At 65.8% G+C, this 23,406-nt stretch carries 14 protein-coding genes; 8 read left to right on the top strand and 6 right to left on the bottom strand.

The features are described 5' to 3' along the window. Positions 1 to 28 precede the first annotated feature (28 nt). The 5 genes from DCO49_RS02825 (at position 29) to DCO49_RS02845 (ending at position 4,955) form a co-directional block, all read left to right on the top strand. Entirely contained in the window at positions 29 to 1,273 is a 1,245-nt protein-coding gene (locus DCO49_RS02825) for a DUF418 domain-containing protein (protein ID WP_116862723.1), read from the top strand. 111 nt (positions 1,274 to 1,384) lie between these two features. Beyond that, on the top strand, positions 1,385 to 2,743 hold the full coding sequence (gorA, locus tag DCO49_RS02830) for a glutathione-disulfide reductase (protein ID WP_116862724.1): 1,359 nt from the start codon (positions 1,385 to 1,387) through the stop codon (positions 2,741 to 2,743). Between the two features lie 188 nt (positions 2,744 to 2,931). After that, positions 2,932 to 3,852 (top strand): DMT family transporter, encoded by a 921-nt coding sequence (locus DCO49_RS02835; RefSeq protein ID WP_116862725.1) that lies wholly within the window; start codon positions 2,932 to 2,934, stop codon positions 3,850 to 3,852. Then, entirely contained in the window at positions 3,849 to 4,187 is a 339-nt protein-coding gene (locus tag DCO49_RS02840; protein WP_243402637.1) for an MGMT family protein, read from the top strand. Before DCO49_RS02835 ends, DCO49_RS02840 begins: the two co-directional genes overlap by 4 nt. 93 nt (positions 4,188 to 4,280) lie before the next feature. After that, positions 4,281 to 4,955, top strand: a complete 675-nt coding sequence (locus DCO49_RS02845) for a rhomboid family intramembrane serine protease (protein WP_116862726.1) — start codon at positions 4,281 to 4,283, stop codon at positions 4,953 to 4,955. 63 nt (positions 4,956 to 5,018) lie between these two features. Here DCO49_RS02845 and DCO49_RS02850 read toward each other — a convergent pair whose 3' ends face one another. Both DCO49_RS02850 and DCO49_RS02855 read right to left on the bottom strand, forming a co-directional pair. Next, positions 5,019 to 6,605 carry an NAD(P)/FAD-dependent oxidoreductase gene (locus DCO49_RS02850; RefSeq protein ID WP_116862727.1) on the bottom strand — a complete coding sequence of 529 codons (1,587 nt, stop codon included), beginning with the start codon at positions 6,603 to 6,605 and terminating at the stop codon, positions 5,019 to 5,021. Beyond that, entirely contained in the window at positions 6,602 to 7,084 is a 483-nt protein-coding gene (locus DCO49_RS02855) for a VOC family protein (RefSeq protein WP_116862728.1), read from the bottom strand. Before DCO49_RS02855 ends, DCO49_RS02850 begins: the two co-directional genes overlap by 4 nt. Before the next feature lie 135 nt (positions 7,085 to 7,219). On the opposite strand from DCO49_RS02855, the gene DCO49_RS02860 reads away from it, so the two are divergent. The 3 genes from DCO49_RS02860 to DCO49_RS02870 all read left to right on the top strand — a co-directional run bounded on the left by DCO49_RS02860 (position 7,220) and on the right by DCO49_RS02870 (position 15,722). Continuing rightward, a complete protein-coding gene (locus DCO49_RS02860; protein WP_116862729.1) occupies positions 7,220 to 8,875 on the top strand; it encodes an SDR family oxidoreductase in 1,656 nt (551 codons plus the stop codon). 313 nt (positions 8,876 to 9,188) lie between these two features. Next, positions 9,189 to 12,218, top strand: coding sequence for a TonB-dependent receptor (locus tag DCO49_RS02865; RefSeq protein ID WP_116862730.1), 3,030 nt, complete (start codon positions 9,189 to 9,191; stop codon positions 12,216 to 12,218). Between the two features lie 465 nt (positions 12,219 to 12,683). Beyond that, the gene (locus DCO49_RS02870) at positions 12,684 to 15,722 is read left to right on the top strand and encodes a carboxypeptidase regulatory-like domain-containing protein (protein WP_116862731.1); all 3,039 of its coding nucleotides are present in this window, start codon (positions 12,684 to 12,686) and stop codon (positions 15,720 to 15,722) included. 126 nt (positions 15,723 to 15,848) lie between these two features. Here the strand turns inward: DCO49_RS02870 and DCO49_RS02875 are convergent, their stop codons facing one another. From DCO49_RS02875 to DCO49_RS02890, 4 genes are all read right to left on the bottom strand, one after another. Then, positions 15,849 to 17,855 carry a M13 family metallopeptidase gene (locus DCO49_RS02875; RefSeq protein WP_116862732.1) on the bottom strand — a complete coding sequence of 669 codons (2,007 nt, stop codon included), beginning with the start codon at positions 17,853 to 17,855 and terminating at the stop codon, positions 15,849 to 15,851. Between the two features lie 183 nt (positions 17,856 to 18,038). Next, on the bottom strand, positions 18,039 to 20,144 hold the full coding sequence (locus tag DCO49_RS02880; RefSeq protein ID WP_116862733.1) for a M13-type metalloendopeptidase: 2,106 nt from the start codon (positions 20,142 to 20,144) through the stop codon (positions 18,039 to 18,041). A gap of 187 nt (positions 20,145 to 20,331) precedes the next feature. Beyond that, positions 20,332 to 21,138: a sel1 repeat family protein gene (locus DCO49_RS02885; protein WP_133249380.1), complete on the bottom strand. Its 807-nt coding sequence runs from the start codon at positions 21,136 to 21,138 to the stop codon at positions 20,332 to 20,334. Positions 21,139 to 21,299: 161 nt separating this feature from the next. Then, positions 21,300 to 23,300, bottom strand: coding sequence for a prolyl oligopeptidase family serine peptidase (locus DCO49_RS02890; protein WP_243402635.1), 2,001 nt, complete (start codon positions 23,298 to 23,300; stop codon positions 21,300 to 21,302). Positions 23,301 to 23,406: the final 106 nt, after the last annotated feature.

Genomic DNA, 23,406 nt, shown 5'->3' on the forward strand with positions numbered 1-23,406 from the left:
CGTCCATGGCGTGCAGGGCGGCGGCATAATGGCGGACCTGCCTGCCGGATGCCCCGTGAACGCCGCTTCCCTTTCCCTGCAGCCGGTAGCTTCCGGCGAACGCATCGCGGTGCTGGACGTGCTGCGCGGGGTGGCCCTGCTGGGCATCCTGCTGATGAACATCGAGGCCCTCAGCGGACCGCTGGACCTGGCCTTCACCGGCATCGACACGCGCTGGCACGGGCTGGACTACGCGGCCGATGCCTTCGTCTACATCTTCGTGCAGGGCAAGTTCTTCACCCTGTTCTCGCTGCTGTTCGGTGCCGGCTTTGCGGTCATGGCGCAACGCGCGCAGGCGGCCGGGCGTGAATTCGCGCCGTTCTACCTGCGGCGCAGCCTCGGCCTGGCGCTGATCGGCCTGTGCCACGCACTGCTGGTCTGGTCCGGCGACATCCTGGTGATGTACGCGCTGGTCTCGCTGCCTCTGCTGGCCTGCCGCGAAGCGCCGCGCAGCTGGCTGCCGTGGATGGGCATCGTGGTCTACTTGGCCGGCGTGTCGATGATGCTGCTGATCGGCGCGATGGTGACGATCTCGCCGCCGCAGGACCTGCAGAAGATGCTGGTGGACGCGCAGCAGGCCATCGACCAGCAGCGCCTGGTGTACGGCCAGGGCACGTGGATGCAGGGCAACGTGCAGCGCCTGCAGGAGTTCGGCAGCTCGCTGGGCGCGCTGGTGATCACCGGGCCGGAAGTGCTGGGCATGTTCCTGATCGGTAGCTGGTTCGCCGCCAGTGGTGCATTGACCGAGCCGGGGCGCTTCCCGCGGCTGTATGCCAGCCTGCGCTGGGTCGCGCTGCCGCTGGGCCTGCTGGTCACCCTGGGCGGGGTGCTGTGGAAGCCGTACCTGGCGCCGGGCGAATACACCTTTGAAACCACCGCGGTGATGTCGCTGGTGTCGGTCGGCGCGGTGCCGATGTGCCTGGGCTACCTGGCGTGGATCGTGCACTGGCGCGCGTGGCTGGGCTGGCTGGCACCGGCGGGGCGCATGGCGCTGACCCACTACCTGGCGCAGTCGCTGGTCTGCACCTGGCTGTTCAACCACTACGGGCTGGGCTGGTTCGACCTGATGCCGCGCGCATGGCAGCTGGTGTTCGCCTTGCTGCTGTTCGCGCTGCAGGTGGGCATCTCGCAGCTGTGGCTGCGGCGCTTCCGCTTCGGCCCGATGGAATGGCTGTGGCGTGCGATGACCTACCGGCAATGGCCGCCGATGCGCCGCGAGGTCGCGCAGGGATGACCCCGCCCGCACCGCTCACGCTGCGCATCCCCATGGCATGCTCGCCCACAGCGGCGGCGGCCTCCACGCATCGCGTGGATCCACGACTCCTCTTTTCTTCGAGCGATTCCGATGAGCACTGCAACCTTTGACTACGATCTGATCGTGCTTGGCGGCGGTTCCGCCGGCCTGGCCGGCGCCATCCGCGCGGCCCAGCACGGCAAGCGCGTGGCGCTGCTGGAACCCGGCGCGCTGGGCGGTACCTGCGTCAACGTCGGTTGCGTGCCGAAAAAGGCGATGTGGCTGGCGGCCGACCTGCACGAGCGCATCGGCCTGGCCAGTGCGATGGGCTTCGATGTGCCGGCACGCCCGGCGCTGTCGTGGAAGGAACTGGTGATCCATCGTCAGGCCTACATCACCAACATCCATACCAGCTACAACAAGCGCCTGGACGAAACCGGCGTGGTGCGCATCCCCGCGCGCGGCCAACTGGTCGACGCGCATACCGTGACCTGCAGCGATGGCGTGCGCTACAGCGCCGGACACATCCTCATCGCCACCGGGGCGCACCCGCAGCGGCCGGACATTCCCGGCGCGGAGCTGGGCCTGGTCTCCGATGATTTCTTCGACCTGCGCAGTGCGCCGGCCGAAGTGGCGATCATCGGTGGCGGCTACATCGCGGTGGAGCTGGCCGGACTGCTGCAGGCGCTGGGCAGCAGGGTCAGCCTGCTGGTGCGCGGCAACCGGCTGCTGGAGCGCTTCGATCATGAACTGACCGACCAGCTGGCCGAGAACCTGAAACAGCAGGGTGTGCGCATCTATTTCGACTACCGCCTGCGTGAACTGCAGCGCGACGGTGAGCGCGTGCGCGCCTTCGGCCATGACGGCCCGCTGGACAGCGTGTTCGATGCGGTGTTCTTCGCCACCGGCCGCCGTGGCAACAGCCGCGACCTCGGCCTGGAAGCGCTGGGCATCGGCATTGGCGAACACCAGCAGGTGGAAGTGGACGAGTGGCAGACCACGGCGGTGCCCAGCGTGCATGCGGTGGGTGACATTGCCGGCAAGGTCGGCCTGACCCCGGTCGCCGTGGCCGCGGCACGGCGCCTGATGGACCGCCTGTTCGGTGGTCACCCTGAAGCGAAGATGGATTACAGCAACGTGGCCAGCGTGGTGTTCTCGCACCCGCCGCTGGGCGCGGTGGGCATGAGCGAAGAAGAAGCACGTGCCTGCTTCGACCAGGTGACGGTCTACCACAGCCGGTTCCGGCCGATGCTGCAGGCGCTGGCCAACGGCACCCAGCGCAGCCTGTTCAAGATGGTCTGCGCCGGTGCCGAGGAGCGCGTGGTCGGCATCCACCTGCTCGGTGAAGCAGCCGATGAGATCCTGCAGGGCTTCGCGGTGGCGGTGAAGATGGGCGCGACCAAGGCCCAGTTCGACGATACCGTGGCCATCCACCCGACCTCGGCCGAGGAAGTGGTGCTGATGCGCTGATCTGCAGTTGCTGTAGCGCCGAGCCCATGCTCGGCTGCGCCCATCTGTAGAGTCGAGCCATGCTCGACTGCGGTGGGAAGTCAGTCGAGCATGGCTCGACTCAACAAGGCGGGCAGCGCGCCCGCGCATGCGACAATGCGCGTCCCCACATACCCCATGGCCGCCCCCTGCGGTCTGCCGTCGTCCTGATGTCCAACCCTTCCCCCCGCATCGCTACTGCCTCCCCGCGCATTGCCCTGGGCGGTATCGGCCTGGCGGCGGTGGGTGCCATCGCCGCGTCCGGCAAGGCCATCATCGTCAAGCTCGGTCTGCGCCACGGCGTCGATGCCACTACGCTGCTGGCCCTGCGCATGCTGATGGCGCTGCCGCTGTTCGTGCTGATGGCCCTGTGGTCGGCGCGGCGTGCCGAAACGCTGTCCTGGGCCGACCGTGCCCGCGTGCTGTGGCTGGGCTTCACCGGCTACTACCTGTCCAGCCTGCTCGATTTCCAGGGCCTGCAGTACATCAGCGTGACCCTGGAACGGCTGATCCTGTACTTGAACCCGACCCTGGTGCTGCTGATCAACGTGCTGCTGGCGCGGCAGCGCCCGGGCCGCTGGCAGGTCGCGGCGCTGGTGCTGAGCTACCTGGGCGTGCTGCTGGCCTTCGGCCATGATCTGCAGCGCGAGGGCGGGCAGATCATCGTCGGCAGCCTGCTGGTGCTGGGCAGCGCGCTCAGCTACGCGCTGTACCTGTTCGGCAGCGGCCAGGTGGTCGCGCGCATCGGTGCGGTGCGGCTGACCGCCTATGCCAGCTGCGTGGCCGGCGTGCTGGTGCTGCTGCATTTCGCCATCACCCATCCGCTGCCGCTGCTGTGGCAGGCACCGGCGCCGGTGCAATGGCTGTCGCTGGTCAACGCCACGGTGTGCACCGTGCTGCCGGTGCTGGCGATCATGCTGGCGGTGCAGCGCGTCGGCTCGTCGCTGGCCGCGCAGGTGGGTATGCTGGGGCCGGTTTCCACCATCGTGATGAGTCTATGGCTGCTCGACGAGCCGATGGGGCCGGCGCAGATCGTCGGCACCGTACTGGTGCTGATCGGCGTACTGCTGGTGACGCGCCTGCGGCGCTGACGCCGGAGCAGGCGCGTGACCGCATCCTGGCGGTGATCCGTGCGATCCCGCCGGGCCAGGTGCTGGGCTATGGCCAGGTGGCGATGCGTGCCGGCCTGCCCGGGCGCGCACGCCTGACCGCGCGGATCCTGGGCCAGAATGATGATCCGGACCTGCCCTGGCACCGTGTGCTGCGCTCGGACGGTCGCATCGCCATGGCCGAAGGCTCGGCCGGCTGGCGCGAGCAGTCGCAGCGGCTTCGCGCCGAAGGTGTGGTGGTCGAGAACGGCCGGGTGCGGATGCCGGCCATCGACCCGGCTGCTGCACTGGACGCGGCCCTATGGGACCCGGGCTGATCACCGCTGCCGTCTGAACGCCGGGCGCTGGGCGGTCGCGACGTTGCCGTAGTGCTGCGGCTATGATGGAGGCCGTTCCATGCAGGTGCTCCCATGTTCCCGCGACTGACCCCTGTCACCAAGGCGCTGCTGATCGCCAACGTGATCCTGTTCCTGCTGCAGCAGCCGTTCCTGCTTGGCATGCAGACCTTCGAGCCGTTCATGCTGCAGCCGCTGCAGCAGGGCTTCGATGCGTTCTCGCCGGGGAGCAACTTCCAGCCGTGGCAGTTGCTGACGTATGGCTTCCTGCATGCAGGCTTCGGCCACCTGTTCTTCAACATGATGCTGCTCTTCATGCTGGGCGCGCCGCTGGAACAGGTGTGGGGTGAAAAGCGCTTCCTGACCTACTACCTGGTGTGCGTCGCCGGTGCCGGTGTCTGCCAGTTGCTGGTGGGCACCCTGCTGGACAACCCCGCCACGGTACTGGGTGCATCGGGCGGTATCTTTGGCCTGCTGCTGGCCTACGGCATGATCTTCGGCAAACAGGTCATCCGGCTGATGTTCCCGCCGATCACGATGACCGTGCGTACCTTCGTGATCCTGATGGGCGTGACGGAAATCGTCATGGCCATGACCGGTTGGGAACCGGGCGTCGCCCATCTGGCCCATCTGGGCGGCATGCTGTTCGGCTGGCTGCTGATCCGCTACTGGCGTGGGCAGCCTCCCTTCAGCAAGCGCCGCCCCCCCGGCCCGCCCAAGCGCCCGAATCACCTGCGCAGCGTGAAGTGAGGCGCGTCGCGCCTCGCGTCACGCGGGTAGGTGTCGACCGTTGGTCCGCACGCTTTCACACCGTCACAGATCCCGCAACACCACCTGCGCGGCATTGTGCCCTGGCGCCCCGGTCACACCACCACCGGGATGCGTGCCCGAACCACACAGGTACAGCCCCGGCAGCGCACCGCGGTAGCCGGCCTGGCCGACCATCGGCCGTGCCGAGAACAGCTGATTGGCGCTGAGCGCGCCATGGAAGATGTCGCCGCCGATCAGGCCAAAGGTTCGTTCCAGATCCAACGGTGACAGCACCTGCCGGCCCAGCACGCTTCCGGCAAAGCCCGGCGCATGGCGCTCGACGGTGGCGATCATCAGGTCGGCCACCTCGTCCCGATGGTCATCCCAGTGCCGCCCACCGGGCAGCACCGGCGCTACGTGCTGGCAGAACAGGCTGGCCACATGCTGCCCGGGCGGGGCCAGCGAATCGTCCAGCGTGCTGGGAATCAACATCTCCACGATCGGTTCGCGCGACCAGCCATCGCGCCGTGCGTCCAGCCAGGCGCGGTCCATGTAGTCCAGGCTGGGCGCCATGATGATGCCGGCACTGAGGTGGTCGCCAGGGCCGGGCAGGGCAGTGAAGTCCGGCAGACGCGACAGCGCCACGTTCATACGGAATGTGCCTGAGCCGCAGCGCCACTGCGCCATGCGTTCACGCGTGGCCGACGGTACCTGCGCCGGCTCAAGCAGTTGTTCGTAGAGCAGCTTGGGATTGACGTTGGCGACCACGCTGCGCGCACGCAGGGTTTCGCCGCTGGCCAGCACGACACCGGCCACGCGCCCCTGCTCGATAAGCACGCGCTGCACACCCGCATCCACGCGCAGCTCCGCGCCGGCTGCGCGCGCTGCCACCGCGATGGCCTGGCTGATCGCGCCCATACCGCCGATGGCGTGGCCCCAGGCACCCTTCACGCCGTTGCACTGGCCGAACACGTGGTGCAGCAGCACGTAGGCACTGCCCGGCGTGTACGGGCTGGCGAAGTTGCCGACGATGCCATCGAAGCCGAACAGCGCCTTGATCGGTTCGCTCTCGAACCAGCGGTCCAGGTACTCGGCGGCCGACAGCGTGAACAGGTCCAGCAGCTCCTGCCGCAGCGACGCATCCAGCGAGGCCAGTTCGCGGCCCAGGCGCCCCATCTGCCACAGCGCGGGCAGGGCGCGCCATCCGCCGGCCACGCCGAGGTCGGGCGGCGCACGCAGCGCCCATGCACGCAGCACGTCGGCGAAGATCTCCAGCCGCGCTTCGTAGTCGGGCAGCCGCAGCGCGTCGCGCTCGGAGAATTTCGCCACCTCGGCCTGGGTACGGCCCGGTGCCGACAGCAGGTAGCGGCCATCGTCCAGCGGCAGGAAGTTGTTGGCTGGCCGGTTGATGATGCGCAGCCCATGCGCGTGCAGCTGCAGGTCGTCGATCACCTTCGGCTGCAGCAGCGATACGGTGTAGGACGCCACCGAGTTGCGGAAGCCGGGGTGGAACTCCTCGGTGACCGCTGCGCCGCCCAGCACGCCACGGCGCTCGAGCACCAGCACCTTCTTTCCAGCTTTGGCCAGGTAGGCGGCGCACACCAGTGCGTTGTGGCCACCGCCGACGATGATCGCGTCCCAGTGGCTCATGCGCCGGCAATCGCCGCTTCGATGGTGGCGATGTCGATTTTCTTCATCGGCATCATGGCGTTGAAGGCGCGTTTCGCCAGTGCCTTGTCCGGGCTGGTCACCGCTTCGATGAGCATGCGCGGGCTGATCTGCCACGACACGCCCCAGCGGTCCTTGCACCAGCCGCAGTCGCTCTCCTGGCCGCCATTGCCGACGATCGCATTCCACAGACGGTCGGTCTCGGCCTGGTCCTCGGTCTGGATCTGGAACGAAAACGCTTCGTTGTGCTTGAACGCCGGGCCGCCATTGAGGCCGACGCAGGCCACGCCGCAGACGGTGAACTCGACGGTGAGCACCGCGCCCTCCTGGCCGGCGGGGTAGTTGCCGGGCGCATGGTGCACGGCGGTCACCGCACTGTCGGGAAAGGTGCTGGCGTAGAAGGTGGCGGCTTCCAGCGCCTCCTTGTCGTACCACACGCAGATGATGTTCCTGACGATCATGATCGGCTCCGCAGCGGGCGAAGGCGCAGCGATAGCACGGGCGGTGTTAATGCGGGATCGTGCTGCACTGCAGGACCGCGCTACCATGCGATGGCAGAGCAGTTCCCTTCCATCGCAGTACGACAAGGACGACGCGTGAAGATCCTGATCCTCGGCGGATATGGGGTATTTGGAGGGCGCCTGGTGCAGCTGCTGGCGGACCTGCCGCAGCTGGAGCTGCTGGTGGCCGGGCGCACCCTGGCGGCGGCGCAGGCCTTCTGCGCGGACTACCGCGGCGAAGCGCGCGTGCGGCCGCTGCGGGTGGACCGGCAGGAGCTGGCGCCGACCCTGCTGGCCGAAGGGCCCGATCTGGTGATCGATGCGTCAGGTCCCTTCCAAGAGTACGGCAGCCAGCGCTATGCGGCCATCGAGGCCTGCATCGCCGCCGGCATCGACTATCTGGATTTCGCCGACGCCGCCGACTTCGTGTTCGGTGTCTCACAGTTCGACGCGCAGGCGCGCGCGGCCGGCGTCTACGTGCTGTCCGGGGTCAGCAGCTTCCCGGTGCTGACCGCCGCCGTGCTGCGGGTGATGGCCACGCGCATGGACATCCTCAGCGTGGAAGGCGGAATCGCGCCGTCGCCCTACGCCGGCATCGGCCTGAACGTGATGCGCGCGGTGGTCGGTTATGCCGGGTCACCGGTGAAGCTGCGTCGCGGTGGGCGTGATGGCCACGGCGTGGGCCTGGCCGAAAGCCGCCGCTTCACCGTGGCGGTGCCGGGCCGGATACCGCTGCGCAACCTGCATTTCTCGCTGGTGGACGTGCCCGACCTGCAGGTGCTGCCGCCGGAGCACCCGACGCTCACCGAAGTCTGGATCGGTGCCGGGCCGGTGCCGGAGATCCTGCACCGCATCCTCAACCTGCTGGCCAAGGCCCGCCAGCACCTGCGACTGCCGTCGCTGGAGCCGTGCTCGCGGCTGTTCTACGCCGTGCTGAACCTGATGAAGTTCGGCGAGCATCGCGGCGGCATGATCGTGCGCGCGCTCGGCGTGCGTGACGGCGCGCCGGTGCGGCAGAGCTGGCACCTGCTGGCCGAAGCCGATGACGGTCCCTACATTCCGTCGATGGCCATCGAGGCGCTGATCCGCAAGCAGCTTGCCGGCGAGCGGCCGGTGCCGGGCGCGCGCCCGGCAACGCACGCGCTGGAACTGACCGACTACGACCAGGTGTTTGCCGGCCGCACCATCCATACCGGTTTCCGCCAGGACATGCCCGGCGCCAGCCTGTACCAGCGCGTGCTCGGCGAGGCCTATTCGCAGTTGCCCGCAGCCGTGCAGGCCCTGCATGCGCCGGGTGCGGCGCGGTGCTGGCAGGGCAGGGCGCAGGTGCAGCGAGGCAATGGCCTGCTGTCGCGGCTGCTGGGCGTGGTGTTTGGTTTCCCGTCTGCGGGCGAGCAGGTGCCGGTCAGCGTCGCCTTTGCGCCGGAAGCGGGCGGCGAGCGCTGGACGCGCACGTTTGCCGGGCGCCGTTTCTCCTCACTGCAGACCGAAGGGCGTGGCCGCAACGAGGCGCTGCTGGTCGAGCGCTTCGGTGCCGTGTCGGTGGCGCTGGCCGTGGTGGTCGAGGGCGGTCGGCTGCAGCTGGTGCCGCGTCGCTGGTCGCTGCTGGGCATCCCGCTGCCGCGCGCGCTGCTGCCGGGAGATGACAGCTTCGAGTACGAAGTGGATGGACGTTTCGTGTTCGACGTGGAGATCGGTGCGCCGCTGGTCGGCCGCATCGTGCATTACCGGGGGACGCTGGAGCCGGCGTGAGGATTTCCGCTGCGTGCATGCAGCGGGTGTGTCGGAATCGGAATGGTGCGCTGTCGCTTCGGACACTGTCCGCTGCGCGTTGCCTATTCTTGGGTGACGTATTTCACCTGTCGTGAGGCGATCCGGGCAGCGATGCGAGCGGCTGCATGACCTGCTGAATCCTCAGCTTTTTCAAGCGCATGGCGGAGGGTTTGGCCTACGTCGAACGTTGGTCGTGACGTATTTCGCCCGATTCATCACCCGTTGCAGCACTGCCCCGCACGCCAGGTCCGTGCCTATAACGCTCCGGCAGTTCCATCACCGGAGAGAGTTCATGGCATTTGCATCCGCACATCGTGTGCTGAAGCGCAGCGCGCTTTCGGCAGTATTGTTTTCCATCATTGGCAGCGTCGCCGCGCAGAGCACCACCGGCACGCTGCATGGCACCGCCGCCGGTTCCGAAGGCGCGACCGTCGTCGCCCAGAGCGACAGCGGCCTGAAGCGGACGGCCGCCGTCGATGCGCAGGGACGCTACAGCTTCGGCGCGCTGCCGGTGGGTCGCTACAGCATCAGCCTGCAGCGCAACGGGCGCATCCTCGAACAGCGCGATGACGTGCAGCTGCGCGTGGGCAGCGGTACCGAAGTGAGCTTCGCTGCACATGGCCCGGCCACAACGCTGGAAGCAGTCAATGTCACCGCGGCGAACCTGTCGAAGATCGATGTGAGCCACACGGTCTCCAAGTCGGTCATCACCTCCGAGCAGCTGGACGTGCTGCCGCTGGGGCGCAGCGCTGAGTCCATCGCGCTGCTGGCGCCGGGCGTGGTGGCCGGCAGCGGTGCCTTCTCCAACGGATCGCGCTCGGTCCTCTCGTTCGGCGGCTCCAGCGTCACCGAGAACGCGTACTACCTCAATGGCTTCAACGTTACCAATCCACTCAACTACCTGGGTGGCATCAGTCTGCCGTATGGCTCCATCGACCAGCAGGAAACCTTCACCGGCGGCTATGGCGCGGCGTATGGCCGTTCCACCGGTGGTGTCATCAACCAGGTCGGCAAGCGTGGCACCAACGCGTGGCGGTTTGGCGCGCAGGTCACCTGGTCACCGGCCGGGCTGGCCGAGTCACCGGCATCGGTGAATTACCCGGACATGACCCTGCCGGAAGGATATGCCTACGAGAACGAGGGCAAGCCGGGCACGCTGTACCGCTACCGGCGCGGTGACAAGGCCGCCACGACCACCTACAGCGGTTATGTCAGCGGCCCGTTGATCGAAGACAAGCTGTTCATCCACCTTGCCGCCGAGTCGAACCGTCGCGAGGGGGTTGCAACCGCCAACGAGGCCGCCGCGCAGCAGGTGCGCAACCACTACGGTGTGGATACGCCGAAGTTCTACGGCAAGATCGACTGGAACATCAACGACAGCAACACGCTGGAATACACGCGCTTCCAGGACACGGATCGTACCGGCGGCTACTACCGGGAGTTCGACTACCAGACATTGTCCGAGGGGGATCGCACGGGCACCTTCCCCAACATCAGCAAATCGACCACCGACGTCGACATCTTCAAGTACACCGGCTACCTCAACGACGCGCTGACCTTCAGTACCGTGTGGGGGCGCGCCCGCACCAGCAACCTTGAGTTCAATCCGCTGAACTCGGGCAACCCCTACATCAGTGGCGCCGGCAACCAGGATCCCGCGTTGAACGGTGGTACGCCGATCCGCAACGACCAGCCCGATCTCTACAACAAGGCCCCGGATGCGGGCAGCACGACGCACGGGCTGCGCATGGACCTGCAGTACCGCATCGGCAACCATGAGTTGACCGCTGGCGTCGACAACATGACCTATCGGGCCAACAACGAAGGCCAGTCCATGACCGGCCCCGGCCATGCCTGGATCTATTCCCGCGGCAATCCCGGCGCCTCGCCCAGCCCGGGCTTCGGCATCGCACCCCCGGGAGGAAATGGCTACTTCGTGCAGAAGTACATTTTCTCCACCACCACCAGCATGTCGGTGAAGCAGCGGGCGTACTACCTGGAGGACCGCTGGCAGCTGCCGCCCGACTGGCTGCTGACGCTCGGCCTGCGCAACGACCGCTTCACCAACTTCAACAGCGATGGCCGCGCCTACGTGGAGAGCGGCGACCAGTGGGCGCCACGACTGGGCGCCAGCTGGGATGTTTTCGGTGACGCCTCGTTGAAGCTGTTCGCCAACCTGGGCCGCTACTACCTGGCCTTGCCCAACAGCGTGGCCATCCGTGGCGCTTCCGCATCGACGTACACGCGTGAGTACTTCACCTATACCGGCATCGATGCCAACGGCAATCCGACCGGTCTGACGCCGCTGGGGCCGGGGCCGGTGTCGGCCAATGGCGAGTATGGGCAGGCACCCGATCCACTGGCGGTGGCGCCGACCGACCTGAAGTCGCAGTACCAGGACGAACTGATCCTGGGCTTCGAGAAGACCTTGGGCAGCCGCTGGAACACCGGTGGCAAGGTCACCTACCGGCAACTGCAGTCGGCCATTGACGATACCTGCGATGCCGACCGCTTCGTCGACCGACTGGCAGGCATGGGGCTGGATGCCGACACCTTCGACCTGCCCGGTTGCGTGATCTTCAATCCAGGTGCCACCAACACGTTCCAGCTGCGGCACCGTGATGGCTCCGGCTACACGCCGGTCAGCATGAGTTCGACCGACTGGGGCTACGACGGCAAGAAGGCGAAGCGTCAGTATGTCGCGCTGGATGTGTTCATCGAGCACCCGATGTCCGACGGCTGGTACGGCCGCCTGGACTACACCTGGTCGCGCAGCTTCGGCAACACCGAAGGGCAGGTGAGATCGGATATCGGCCAGGGCGATGTGTCCAAGACCCAGGACTGGGATGCGGCGGCGTTGATGGAGTACGCCGGTGGCTACCTCGCCAATGATCGGCGGCACCAGTTCAAGGCGTTCGGCGCCTATCAGATCAATGACGAATGGACCGCATCTGCCACGGTGCGGGTGATGTCGGGCATGCCGAAAAACTGCCTCGGCTACTACGGCAGTGACCAGAGCGATCCTCTCAATGGTTACGGCTCGGCCTACCACTACTGCAACGGCAAGCCGTCGCGTCCCGGCGACGCGGGTCGGCAGCCGTGGACGGCGCAGCTGGATATGGGCGTGATGTACCGCCCCGGGTTTGCTGACAACCGGCTGGGCCTGGGCCTGAACGTCTTCAACGTGCTCAACCAGCGGCGCCAGCTTCAGTCGACCGCCAAGTACCAGACCGGGCCGGACACGGTCTCCAACCTCTACGGCATGGGCAACTACTTCATGGCCCCGCGGACGGTGCGCCTGAGCGCTTCCTACGACTTCTGACCTGCGCGAACAACGGCTCTCTCTCTCCGCAAGGGTTGGCTTGGCCCTGATCCGTCAGGGCCCTTTTTCCAGCGACCTGCCCTGCACGGATCCACGGCAGGCACGGATACCCGGTCATACCAGCGAAGGCGCCCCAGGGCGCCTTTTTCGTTGTCGTCTCGCCCTGCCGCCCGCTGCGGGAAATCGAAAGTAAATGATCGGCGGACCTTTCGGGATCAGCGCGCCCGCGCCGCGCATAAGCGGTCAAATGAATGCTGGAATGTCTCAGTTAAATGAAATGTAAATGAATGTTTTGATTTGTATCAAAACAAAGTCAATAAAATCAAACACATAAAATATTGTCCGGTAGGCCTTGCAAGTTAAACTTTTATGAAATTAATATCCTATTCAGCTGTTTTCATGATCGAACATCGATGCAGCGAGCCTGAAACGTAAGTGTGTCTTTTCACGAAACAAGGAAATTCCATGACCTACAGCAAGACGGCCATCCGGCTGAAGCGCACGGCACTGGCCGTTGTCCTGACCTCGTTCGTCGGCGCCGCAGCGGCGCAGAGCACCACCGGTTCCCTGTATGGCAACGCCCCGGCCGCTGCAGGCGCCACGGTGGTCGTGCAGAGCGATTCGGGTCTCAAGCGAAGCGCCAACGTCGATGCAAACGGCCGCTACACCCTGGGCTCGCTGCCGGTGGGCCGTTACTCCATCAGCCTCGAGCGTGACGGGCAGGTGGTCGAGAAGCGTGACAACGTGCTGCTGAAGGTCGGCGTCGGCACGGAAGTTTCCTTTGGCCAGTCCGCCACCGGCGGCGCCACCAACCTCGACGCAGTGAACGTCACTGCAGCCAACATTCCGAAGATCGACGTGACCAACACGGTCTCCAAGTCGGTCATCACCTCCGAACAGCTGGACGTGCTGCCGCTGGGCCGCAGCGCCGAAGCCATCGCGCTGCTCGCGCCGGGCGTTGTCGCCGGCAGTGGTGAGTTCTCCAATGGTTCGCGCGCGGTGCTGTCGTTCGGTGGCTCCAGCGTCACCGAGAACGCCTACTACCTCAACGGCTTCAACGCGACCAATCCGCTCAGCGCGATGGGTGGTGTCAGCCTGCCGTACGGCTCGATCGACCAGCAGGAGACCTTCATGGGTGGCTACGGTGCGGGCTACGGCCGCTCCACCGGTGGCGTGATCAACCAGCTCGGCAAGCGCGGCACCAATGAATGGAAGTTCGGCTTCCAGACCACCTGGTCGCCCGACTCGCTGGCGGAATCGCCGCGCGACATCTACTACCCCAATCACACTGCGCCGCAGGGGTTCGAGCTCGAGGATGATACCGGCACCGTGGCCGGCTCCCTGTATCGCTCGCGCAAGGGCGACAAGGCGACCCGCACCTCCTACAGCGGCTATGTCAGCGGCCCGCTGGTCGAGGACCGTCTGTTCATCCATCTCGCCGCCGAGAAGGATCGCACTGAAGGCGTTTCCACCAGCGCCGGTGAAGCCGCGCAGCAGGTCCGCAGCCATTACGCCTACGACACGCCGAAGTTCTACGGCAAGATCGACTGGAACATCAACGACAGCAATACGCTGGAGTACACCCGGGTCGAGAACACGGACCGCTATGGCGCCTACTACCGTGACTTCGACTACGAGACGATGAGCGAGGGCGAGCGCAACGGGACCTTCGCCAACACGACCAAGCTCAAGGACCAATTCGACGTATTCAAGTACACCGGCTACCTGACCGATGACCTGACCCTGAGCGCCGTGTGGGGCCGCAGCAAGGAAAGCAACCTGGAGTTCAATCCGCTCGATTCGGCCAACGCCTACATCAGCGGTCCGACCAACCAGGATCCGTCGATCACCGGCGGCACGCCGATCCGCAACGACCAGACCGCGCTTTACACCAAGGCGTCGGATGCTGGCAGCAAGACCCGCGGCCTGCGTGCGGACCTGCAGTACCGCATCGGCAGCCACGAGCTGACCGCCGGCATCGACAACATGACCTACCAGGGCAACAGCGAAGGCCAGGCCATGACCGGCCCGGGCTACGCGTGGATCTATTCGCGCATCGCACCGGGTTCGTCGCCGGCGCCGGCCTTCGATATCTCCGCGCCGGGTGGTGATGGGTACTACGTGCAGAAGTACATCTTCTCCACCACCACCAGCATGTCGGTGGAGCAGAAGGCCTACTACCTGGAAGACCGCTGGCAGGTCAGCCCGAACTGGCTGCTGACCCTGGGCCTGCGCAATGACAAGTTCACCAACTACAACAGCTCGGCCATCGCCTATGTCGAGAGCGGTGACCAGTGGGCGCCGCGCCTGGGCGCCAGCTGGGATGTCTTCGGTGATTCGTCGATGAAGGTGTTCGCCAACCTGGGCCGCTACTACCTGGCCCTGCCGAACAGCGTGGCCATCCGTGGCGCGTCGGCATCGACCTATACCCGTGAATACTTCACCTACGGTGGCATCGATGCCAACGGCAACCCTACCGACCTGACAGCGCTGGGCCCGGGCCCGGTGTCGACCAACAACGAGTATGGCGTTGCGCCTGACCCGCTGTCGGTGGCGCCGACCGACCTGAAGTCGCAGTACCAGGACGAGTTCATCGTGGGCTTTGAGAAGACCCTGGGTTCGTCCTGGAACTCTGGTGCCAAGTTCACCTATCGTCGCCTGCAGGCAGCAATCGACGACACCTGCGACTCCGACCAGATCTACGCCAAGCTCGAGTCGATGGGTATCGATTCAAGCGGCATGGAAGTGCCGGGCTGCGTGATCTTCAACCCGGGCAAGACCAACACCTTCATGGTCAAGCACGCCGATGGTTCGGGCTACACCCCGGTGCAGATGAGCTCGTCGGACTGGGGTTACAACGGCAACAAGGCCAAGCGCAGCTACGTCGCCGTCGATCTGTTCATCGAACATCCGCTGAGCGACAAGTGGTACGGCCGCCTGGACTACACCTGGTCGCGCAACTTCGGCAACACCGAGGGCCAGGTCAAGTCGGACATCGGCCAGGACGACGTGTCCAAGACCCAGGACTGGGATTCCTACTACCTGATGGAGTACGCCGGTGGCTACCTGGCCAACGATCGTCGCCACCAGCTGAAGGGCTACGGCGCGTATCAGTTCAACGATGAGTGGACGGCGTCGGCCACCATGCTCATCTCGTCGGGCATGCCGAAGAGCTGCCTGGGCTACTACGGTGCGGATGGCAGCGATCCGATCGGCTATGAGTCTGCGTACCACTACTGCAACGGCCAGCCGTCGCGTCCGGGTGATGCCGGCCGCCAGCCCTGGACCTATCGCCTGGACCTGGGCGTGATGTATCGCCCGACCTTTGCCGATCACAAGCTGGCCTTCGGCCTGGACGTGTTCAACGTGCTCAACCAGCGTCGCCAGCTGCAGTCCGATCCGTCGTATGAATCCGGTCAGCACACGATCTCCAACACCTATGGAATCGGCACCTACTACACCGCGCCGCGCTCTGTTCGCCTGACCGCGTCCTACGACTTCTGATGTAGAAACCGCTCTCTTTCAGCAGGACATTTGACCCCGGCATCTGCCGGGGTCTTCTTTTTGTAGGCGCCGCCGACGAAAAAGGCGCCCTCAGGCGCCTTTTCCGTTACCGCACCACGGCCAGGCTCAGCGCCAGACCTTGATCTGCTCGGCGTCGGTGCGCTGCATCGGCTGGCCGGCCTTGCAGCTGAAGGTCGCGCCGAAGGCCGGCAGGTTCGACAGCGGGCCGTTGGTGCGCCAGCGACCCGGTGCACGGATGTCGGCGGTCAGGCGGCGTGCGGCCTCGTTCGGCGACAGCTGCTGCGGCCACAGGGCGGCCCAGGCGCGGAAGAACCCCTGCTGCTGCGCCGGCTTGGCCTTCGGTTCCTGCGCGGCATACGCCGCCCAGGCCAGTTCCAGGCCGGCGATGTCGGCCAGGTTCTCTTCCTGGGTCAGCGTGCCATTGACCTTGGCACCCTTCACGCCAGGGAATTCATAGGCGCCGTACTGCGCGGCCACGCGGCTGCCGAGCAGGGTCCAGGCGGTCTTGTCGGCCGGGGTCCACCAGCTGCGCAGTTCACCCTTGGCATCGACCAGGGCGCCCTTGGCGTCGACGGCACGGTTCAGTTCGTGGCCGACCAGGCCACCGAAGCTGCCGAACTTGTCGGCGGCGTCGGCCTTGGCGTTGAACACCGGGCCCTGCAGGATCGCGGCAGTGACGATCAGGCGGTTCTGCGCCAGGTCGTAGGCCAGCGACGGCTGCTGCGGCAGCACGTCCCAGCGACGGTCGGCGTTGCCCTTGCCGATGCGCTTCATTTCCTCGCGATGGCGCCAGGTCGAAGCGATCAGCATGTTGCCGCCGAACGAGCCACGGCCCATCGGCTGCACGCTGTAATCCAGGTCGCGCAGCGGGGTGCCGATCTCGATCTTCAGTGCGGCCAGCTTGGCCTGTGCTTCGGCCTTGGCCTCGGCGCTCATCCAGGTGCTGTTCTTGACCGCCTCGATCTGCACTTCGCGCACCTTGTCGACGATCCACGCTGCCTGGCGGCGATCTTCGGCGGACAGGTAGCGGGCGGCGTACTCGCGGCCGACCATCGGGCCGGCGGCCACGTTGATGGCATCCAGCACGTTTTCCCAGCGCTGTGCGGGCAGGGTTTCACCGCGCAGCACGCGGCCGCGGAATTCGAACTCGGCGTCGCGGTAGGCCTTGGACAGGTACGGTGCCATCGAGTCACCCACGCGCCAGCGCAGGTAGGCCTTCCACTGCTCCGGCTTGAGCTTGGTGACCATCGTGTCGAGCTGCTTGAACAGGCCCGGGTCGGCCAGCGAGACCAGGTCGTCGTTCACGCCCTGCGCCTTCAGGAAGGCATCCAGCTGCAGGTTGCGGTAGCGGCTGTTGAGATCCTTGTTCGAGATCGGCGCGTAGTTGTTGAACGGATTGTTGATGCCGGCCAGCGACTGCGCGTTGCGCGCCAGTTCGGTTTCCAGTTCGATCACCGACTGCGACTCGGCATCCAGCTTGGCTGCCGGGGTGCCGGTCAGGGCCAGGATCTGCTTGACGTAGTTGCGGTAGCGGCCCATCAGGGCGACGGTGTCGGCGTCGGTACGGGTGTAGAACGCCGGGTCGGGCAGGCCCATGCCGCCCTGCATGAAGTAACCGATGTGGCGGTCCAGCGCCTTCAGGTCCACGTCCGGGCCGAAGTTGAAGGCCACCGGGATGCCGACCTGGTGCAGTGCGGCGATCGAGGCCGGGACGTCCTTGGCCTTCTTGATCGCGTTGATGCGGGTCAGCAGCGGGGCGATCGGGTTGGAGCCATCGGCTTCCACCGCGGCTTCGTCCAGGCCGCTGGCCCAGAAGTCGCCCAGCAGCTTCTGCACGTTGCCCTGCGGCGCTTTCATCGAGGCGTCCAGCAGTTCACGCTGCTGCTGGCGGCTGCGGTCGACCAGCTGGCCCAGCGCGGTGGCGGCGCCGGACTGCGGCACCGGGTTGGCCTTCAGCCAGTCCGCGTTGGTGGCATCGTAGAAATCGCTGCACTGGGCGCTGACGGCGGGGGCGCGCACGGCCTTCTTCTTGGCGGCGAACGCATCGTGGGTCGGGACCAGGGTCGCCAGGCTGATACCCAGGGCGACGGCAAGCGGACGGAAATTGGGCATGTAGAACGAATCCGTGATGGATTGAGGGCGGGCGAACTATAGCAAGCCGTGCATGGACACGGGATGCACGCGTCACGCGGCGTTCGCCGGGCATGGCCCGGCGCTACCGGGTGGTGTGCATGCAAAAACAAAGGCCCGGGAAATCCCGGGCCTTTGAGGGGTCACCTTTGCGTCAGCCGCGGCTTACCAGATCACCACCTGCTGGTCGCCGGTGCGGGCCATCGGCGAGCCGGCCTTGCACTGGAACGCAGCGGCGAAGGTCGGCAGGTTCGACGGCGCACCCATGGCGCGGAACTGCGCCGGGGCGTGCGGGTCGGTGGCCAGGCGGACCTTGGCGTTTTCCGCGGTGTACTTGGTGCGCCACACGGTGGCCCAGTTGAAGAAGAAGCGCTGGTCGCGGGTGAAGCCGTCGACCTTGGGATCTTCCTTGCCGGCGGTAGCCTTCTGCAGGGCGTCGTAGGCGGTGGCCAGGCCACCCAGGTCGGCGATGTTCTCGCCCAGGGTCAGGTGGCCGTTCACTGCCTGGCCGTCGACCTTGTACTGGTCGAACTGCTTGACCAGCTTGCCGGTCAGGCCTTCGAAGTTCTTCTTGTCAGCCGGGGTCCACCAGTCTTCCAGGTTGCCGCTCGGCCCGAAGCGTGCGCCCTGGTCGTCGTAACCGTGGGTCATTTCGTGGCCGATCACCGCGCCGATGCCGCCGTAGTTCAGCGCGTCGTCGGCCTTCGGGTCGAAGAACGGCGGCTGCAGGATGGCGGCCGGGAACACGATCTCGTTCTGCAGCGGGTTGTAGTAGGCATTGACCGTCTGCGGGGTCATGCCCCACTCGGTCTTGTCCACCGGCTTGCCGACCTTGGACAGGTTGAACTTGTAGTTGAACTCGTTGGCCGCGCGCACGTTGCCCAGGTAGCTGTCGCGCTGGGTCTGCAGGCCGGCCCAGTCACGCCACTTGTCCGGGTAACCGATCTTCGGGGTGAAGGTTTCCCACTTGGCGATGGCCTTGGCCTTGGTTTCGTCGCTCATCCAGCTCAGGCCCTGAATGCGTTCCTTCAGCGACGCGGCCAGGTTCTTCACCAGTTCTTCCATCTTCGCCTTGGCTTCCGGCGAGAAGGCGACCTTCACGTACAGCTGGCCGAAGGCTTCGCCGGCATCGTTCTCGATGGTGCCCAGCACGCGCTTCCAGCGCGGCTTCTGTTCCTTCTGGCCATTGAGGGTCTTGCCGTAGAACTCGTAGTTCTCCTGCACGAACGCATCGGCCAGGTACGGCGAGGCGCCGTCAACGGTGTGGAAGCGCAGGTAGGCACGCCAGACCGACGGATCGGTGTCGCCCAGTGCCTTGCTCACTTCCTCGTGGAAGGCCGGCATGGCCAGCGAGAACTTCTCCGGCGCGGCAACGCCCTGCGACTTGAAGAACTCGGTCCAGCTGAAGTTCGGGGTCAGCTTGTCGGCGTCGGCCAGGGTGAGCGGGTTGTAGAACAGCTCCACGTTGCGCGACAGTTCCACGCGCGACTTGGAGGCCTTGGCCAGGCGGGTCTCGAACTTGACCACGTCCTCGGCCTGCTTGGCGGCGTCGGCAGCGGCCACGCCCGACAGCTCCAGCACCTTGGCGACGTGCGCCTGGTAGGCCTTCAGCTTGTCGGCGTTCTTGGCATCGGTGTAGTAGGTGGTGTCCGGCAGGCCCAGGCCGCCCTGGCTGGCGTAGGCCATGTTCACGGCCGAGTTCTTGAAGTCCGCTTCGGCGCCGAAGCCGAACAGGATGTTTTCACCCTTGGCGGCGCTGGTGCGCAGGTAATCGGCGATGGCGGCCTTGTCCTGCAGGCCGTCGATGGCGGCCAGGTCGGCCTTCAGCGGCTCGATGCCTTGGGCGTTGATCTTGGCCTCGTCCATGCCGGTGGCCCACAGGTCGCCGACGATCTTCTCGATGTGGTTCGGGTTCTTGACCTGGGCGACCTGCTCGGCCAGCTGGTGCTGCACCGCTACCGAACGCTCGTCGAGGATGGTGAAGGCGCCCCAGCTGGTGCGGTCGCCCGGAATCTCATTGGCGGCCAGCCACTTGCCGTTGACGTAGTCGCCGAAGGCGCCGCAGGCGTCCAGCTTGCTGTCCAGGTCACTGGCCTGGAAGGCGTTGTAGGCCGGCAGCTTGGCTTCGTCGAGCGTGTAGGCGGTGGCCTGCTCGGTGGCGGCCGGCGTGGAGGCGGCGGCGTCCTTTGCCGGGGTATCGGTCTTGCCGCAGCCGACCAGCGCGGCCGAAACGGCCAGGGTCAGCAGCACGATCTTGGGAGTACGGGTCACTTGTATGGCCTCCAGGCCGAGTGAGTCAGGGAAGGGCCGCAGGACGGCCGTGGGCCGAACGATACGCCGCCGGCCCGTCATGCAAGGGTGTCGAAGGTCATGACCGATGGCAAGGCCACAAGCCACACCGTTGCCCGCTGGCAAGCGGGCAGGATCGGCACACTGTCTTGACCTGTCCGATTGCGGTTCAGTTCCCGCCGGGGATCGGTTCAGGCTGGCGATCTTCGGTCACCGGCTCCGGTGCATCCACCTGCGGAGAAGTCTGGGGGATTCGGCTTTCCTGCTCGCCCGGCAGTGGCACCTGGGAGACGCTACCCACATCCACGCGCGCCACCCGGGGGGTCGACCAGATGCTGTCCTGCCATTGGCGGTACTGCGCCGGTTCCCAGTAGCGACTGTCATAGAACTTGGTGCCATCGATCTGCTCGCTGGTGCCGTTAGGGCCCGGCACAAGAATCTTGATGTTGCCGGCAAAGCCGGTGCGGCTGCCGGTCATCCGCTTCTGTTCACGGCGCATGGCCAGGGCCAGGCGCGGGTCGGCAGCGGCATCACCAAAGCGTGCGTAGACCGCCTCGCCCTGATTGATTGCCTGCGTGCGCTCGTCCTCGGCCAGGGCAGCCCAGTACCGCTCGCGCAGCTCCAAGAAGCCCTTGTAGCCGCGCTCGGCGGCCAGATCCATCCAGACGTAGGCCAGAGGGCGGTTCACGGCGGTGCCTGTGCCGTTCCACAGCATCTCGGCCACCATGGCCTGTGACACCTTGTCGCCGTAGTAGCCTGCGCGCTGGAAGAAGGTAAAGGCGGCGGCCTGGTCGTTCGCCCTCTGTTTCTCCATGCCCAGCATGCGGAAGCGCAGGTCAGGATGGCCGTTCAGGAAGCCGGCACTGATCATCAGCGGGTCTTCGGTGGGGTCGCTGGGCAGAGGCGCGGGCGCCTTCTTCGCAGGGGGAGCCGCGGGGGCGGCGACGGGCAGCGCCAGTGCCAGCAGCAGTGGCACGAACAGCGGGTAACGCGATTTCATGTTCATCATTCCCTGATTGAAGCCAGAAGTGAAGGACCCAGCCGGATCCTCCACCAGAGACTGCCACATCGCATGCGGCGTTGGTCACTATGCCAAAGGAAAGGGGCATGCGGGGCGGTTGCTCCGCCCCGCGACGGTCACCGCGCAGCGCTACCTGCTCCGATATGGCGGTTGAAGAAGTCCAGCATCTTCGTGTACAGGTTTACCCGCGCCGCTACATCGTAGAAACCGTGCATCTCGCCGGACTGGATGATGACGCCCTCTGGTGCATTGCCTGCGTCGGTCAGCGCCTTGGCCATCAGTTCGGTCTGCTCGGGTACCGCACGCACGTCGCGTGCACCGGCGGCCAGGAACACAGGAATCTTCACTTCACTGGCGCGGCGGGCGGGCGAGGCCTTGTTCCACTCGGCAGCATCGGTGCCATGGGTGCGGCGCAGGTAGCGCTGGCCGGACTCACGCTGTGGGATGTCGCCCTTCTTGAACAGCATGTCCACGTCATATACGCCAACGTAGCCGAAGGCGCACTTGAAGAGGCCTGGCTCGCGGATGGGCGCCATCAGTGCAGAGTAGCCACCGAAGCTGCCGCCATAGATGCACAGGCGGTCCTTGTCGGCCACCCCCTGGTCGATGGCCCAATGCGTGGCATCGAGGATGTCGTTCTGGATGCCTTCAGCCCACTGCCGGTGCCCGGCTTCTTCGAAGGCCTTGCCATAGCCGCCGGAGCCCCGGAAATTGACCTGCAGCACTGCATAGCCACGGCTCGCCAGCAGCTGCGCCTCGGAATTGAAGCCCCAGTTGTCTCGCGGGCCGATCGGGCCGCCGTGCGGATTGACGATCATCGGCAGGCGCTTGCCCTGCGCCCCTTGGGGAATGGTCAGGTAGCCATGCAGCGTCTGGCCGTCCCGTGCCTTGACGGTGAACGGGGTGACGCTGGCCATGCGCTTGGGATCGAGCCAGTCACGGCCCTGCAGCAGGAAACGGGCCTGGCCGCTCTTGCGGTCAAACAGATACAGCTCGCCCGGATTGGTGTCGCTGTAAACCGAAAGCAGGATGCGGTTGCCATCTTCTGTGGAACTGGAGAACTGCACCATCTGCCCCGGAAATGCCTCGGCCAGCGATTGGTACAGCGCAGCATCGGGGTGGTCCTCGTCCAGCAGGGTGACCTTGGGGCTGCCTGCTTGGTTGACGACGCCGATCAGGCGCTTGTCATCGGTGCTCCACATCATCTGCGAGACTTCGCTGACCGGGTCCTGGAACAGCTTCTGGAACCGGCCGCTGGCAGTGTCCAGCGTGCCGATTGCCGGCGGAGCCTTGCCATCATCCTGCTCCGCGTAGACCGTACCGTCGGCGCTGGTGCGCAGCACACGCAGATGCTGGCCGTCGGACTTGGAGGCGTTGATCAACGTCCAGGCGGTGCCGTCGCGGCGGTACAGCTCGCTGCGCTCATCATATTCACCGCTTTCATCGCGGCTGGAACTGCAGACCGCGAAGCGCGGTTCCTTGGCGCCATCCAGCGCGATGTCGCAGTTTTCCTTGGGCGCGCGTGCCAGCGGCGAGCGCCTGCCGCTGATCGTGTCCACACTCACCACTTGGGTGCCAGCACCTTCGGATGAGCGCGGGTAGCGGACCTGCATGATCACGTTCTGGTCATCGCCGCGCAGCGTATCCAGCAGCGAATAGGATTCGTTGCCCACGCTCTTGCTGCGCTGGGTGGCATCACGCGTGCCGTAGAAGATCACCGGACGGGCCAGGCTGCCGTCAGCATTGACCGCGAACCATTCCCCGGTGGGGAAGGGCTGGGCGTAGCCACCCTGCTTCTTGACCGCGTTGAACATGATGCGTTCGGGCGAGATCCAGTAGAACGAGCCAACGCTTTTTTTGTCCGGCAGCTGGTTGACCTTGAGCACCTTCAGATCGCTGGTGCGCAGGATGGTGAGCACGTCCTGATCGCCCAGATCGACACTGATGGCGAGGTAGTCACCATTGGGAGAGATTCTGGCCGAGCTGTAGCTGGCGTGCTTGGCGAAGTCTTCGATTGAATAGGCCGTCGGCGTATTTGCAGGGGCGGCCAGCAAGGGGGTGGGGAGGGCGGCGGCGAGTGCGAGCGCCAACGGCACCATCAGCGAGGTCTTCATCATGATCAGGGGTCCTTGTCCTGGCCGGCGGTGCTGACGGCCGGGTTCGAAAAAAGGAAAGCCCGGTTCAAGCCCGGGCTTTCCCATGCGTTCCTACCTCATGCAGCGA

The sequence above is a fragment of the Stenotrophomonas sp. SPM genome, from assembly GCF_003105135.1.
Taxonomy (GTDB): domain Bacteria; phylum Pseudomonadota; class Gammaproteobacteria; order Xanthomonadales; family Xanthomonadaceae; genus Stenotrophomonas.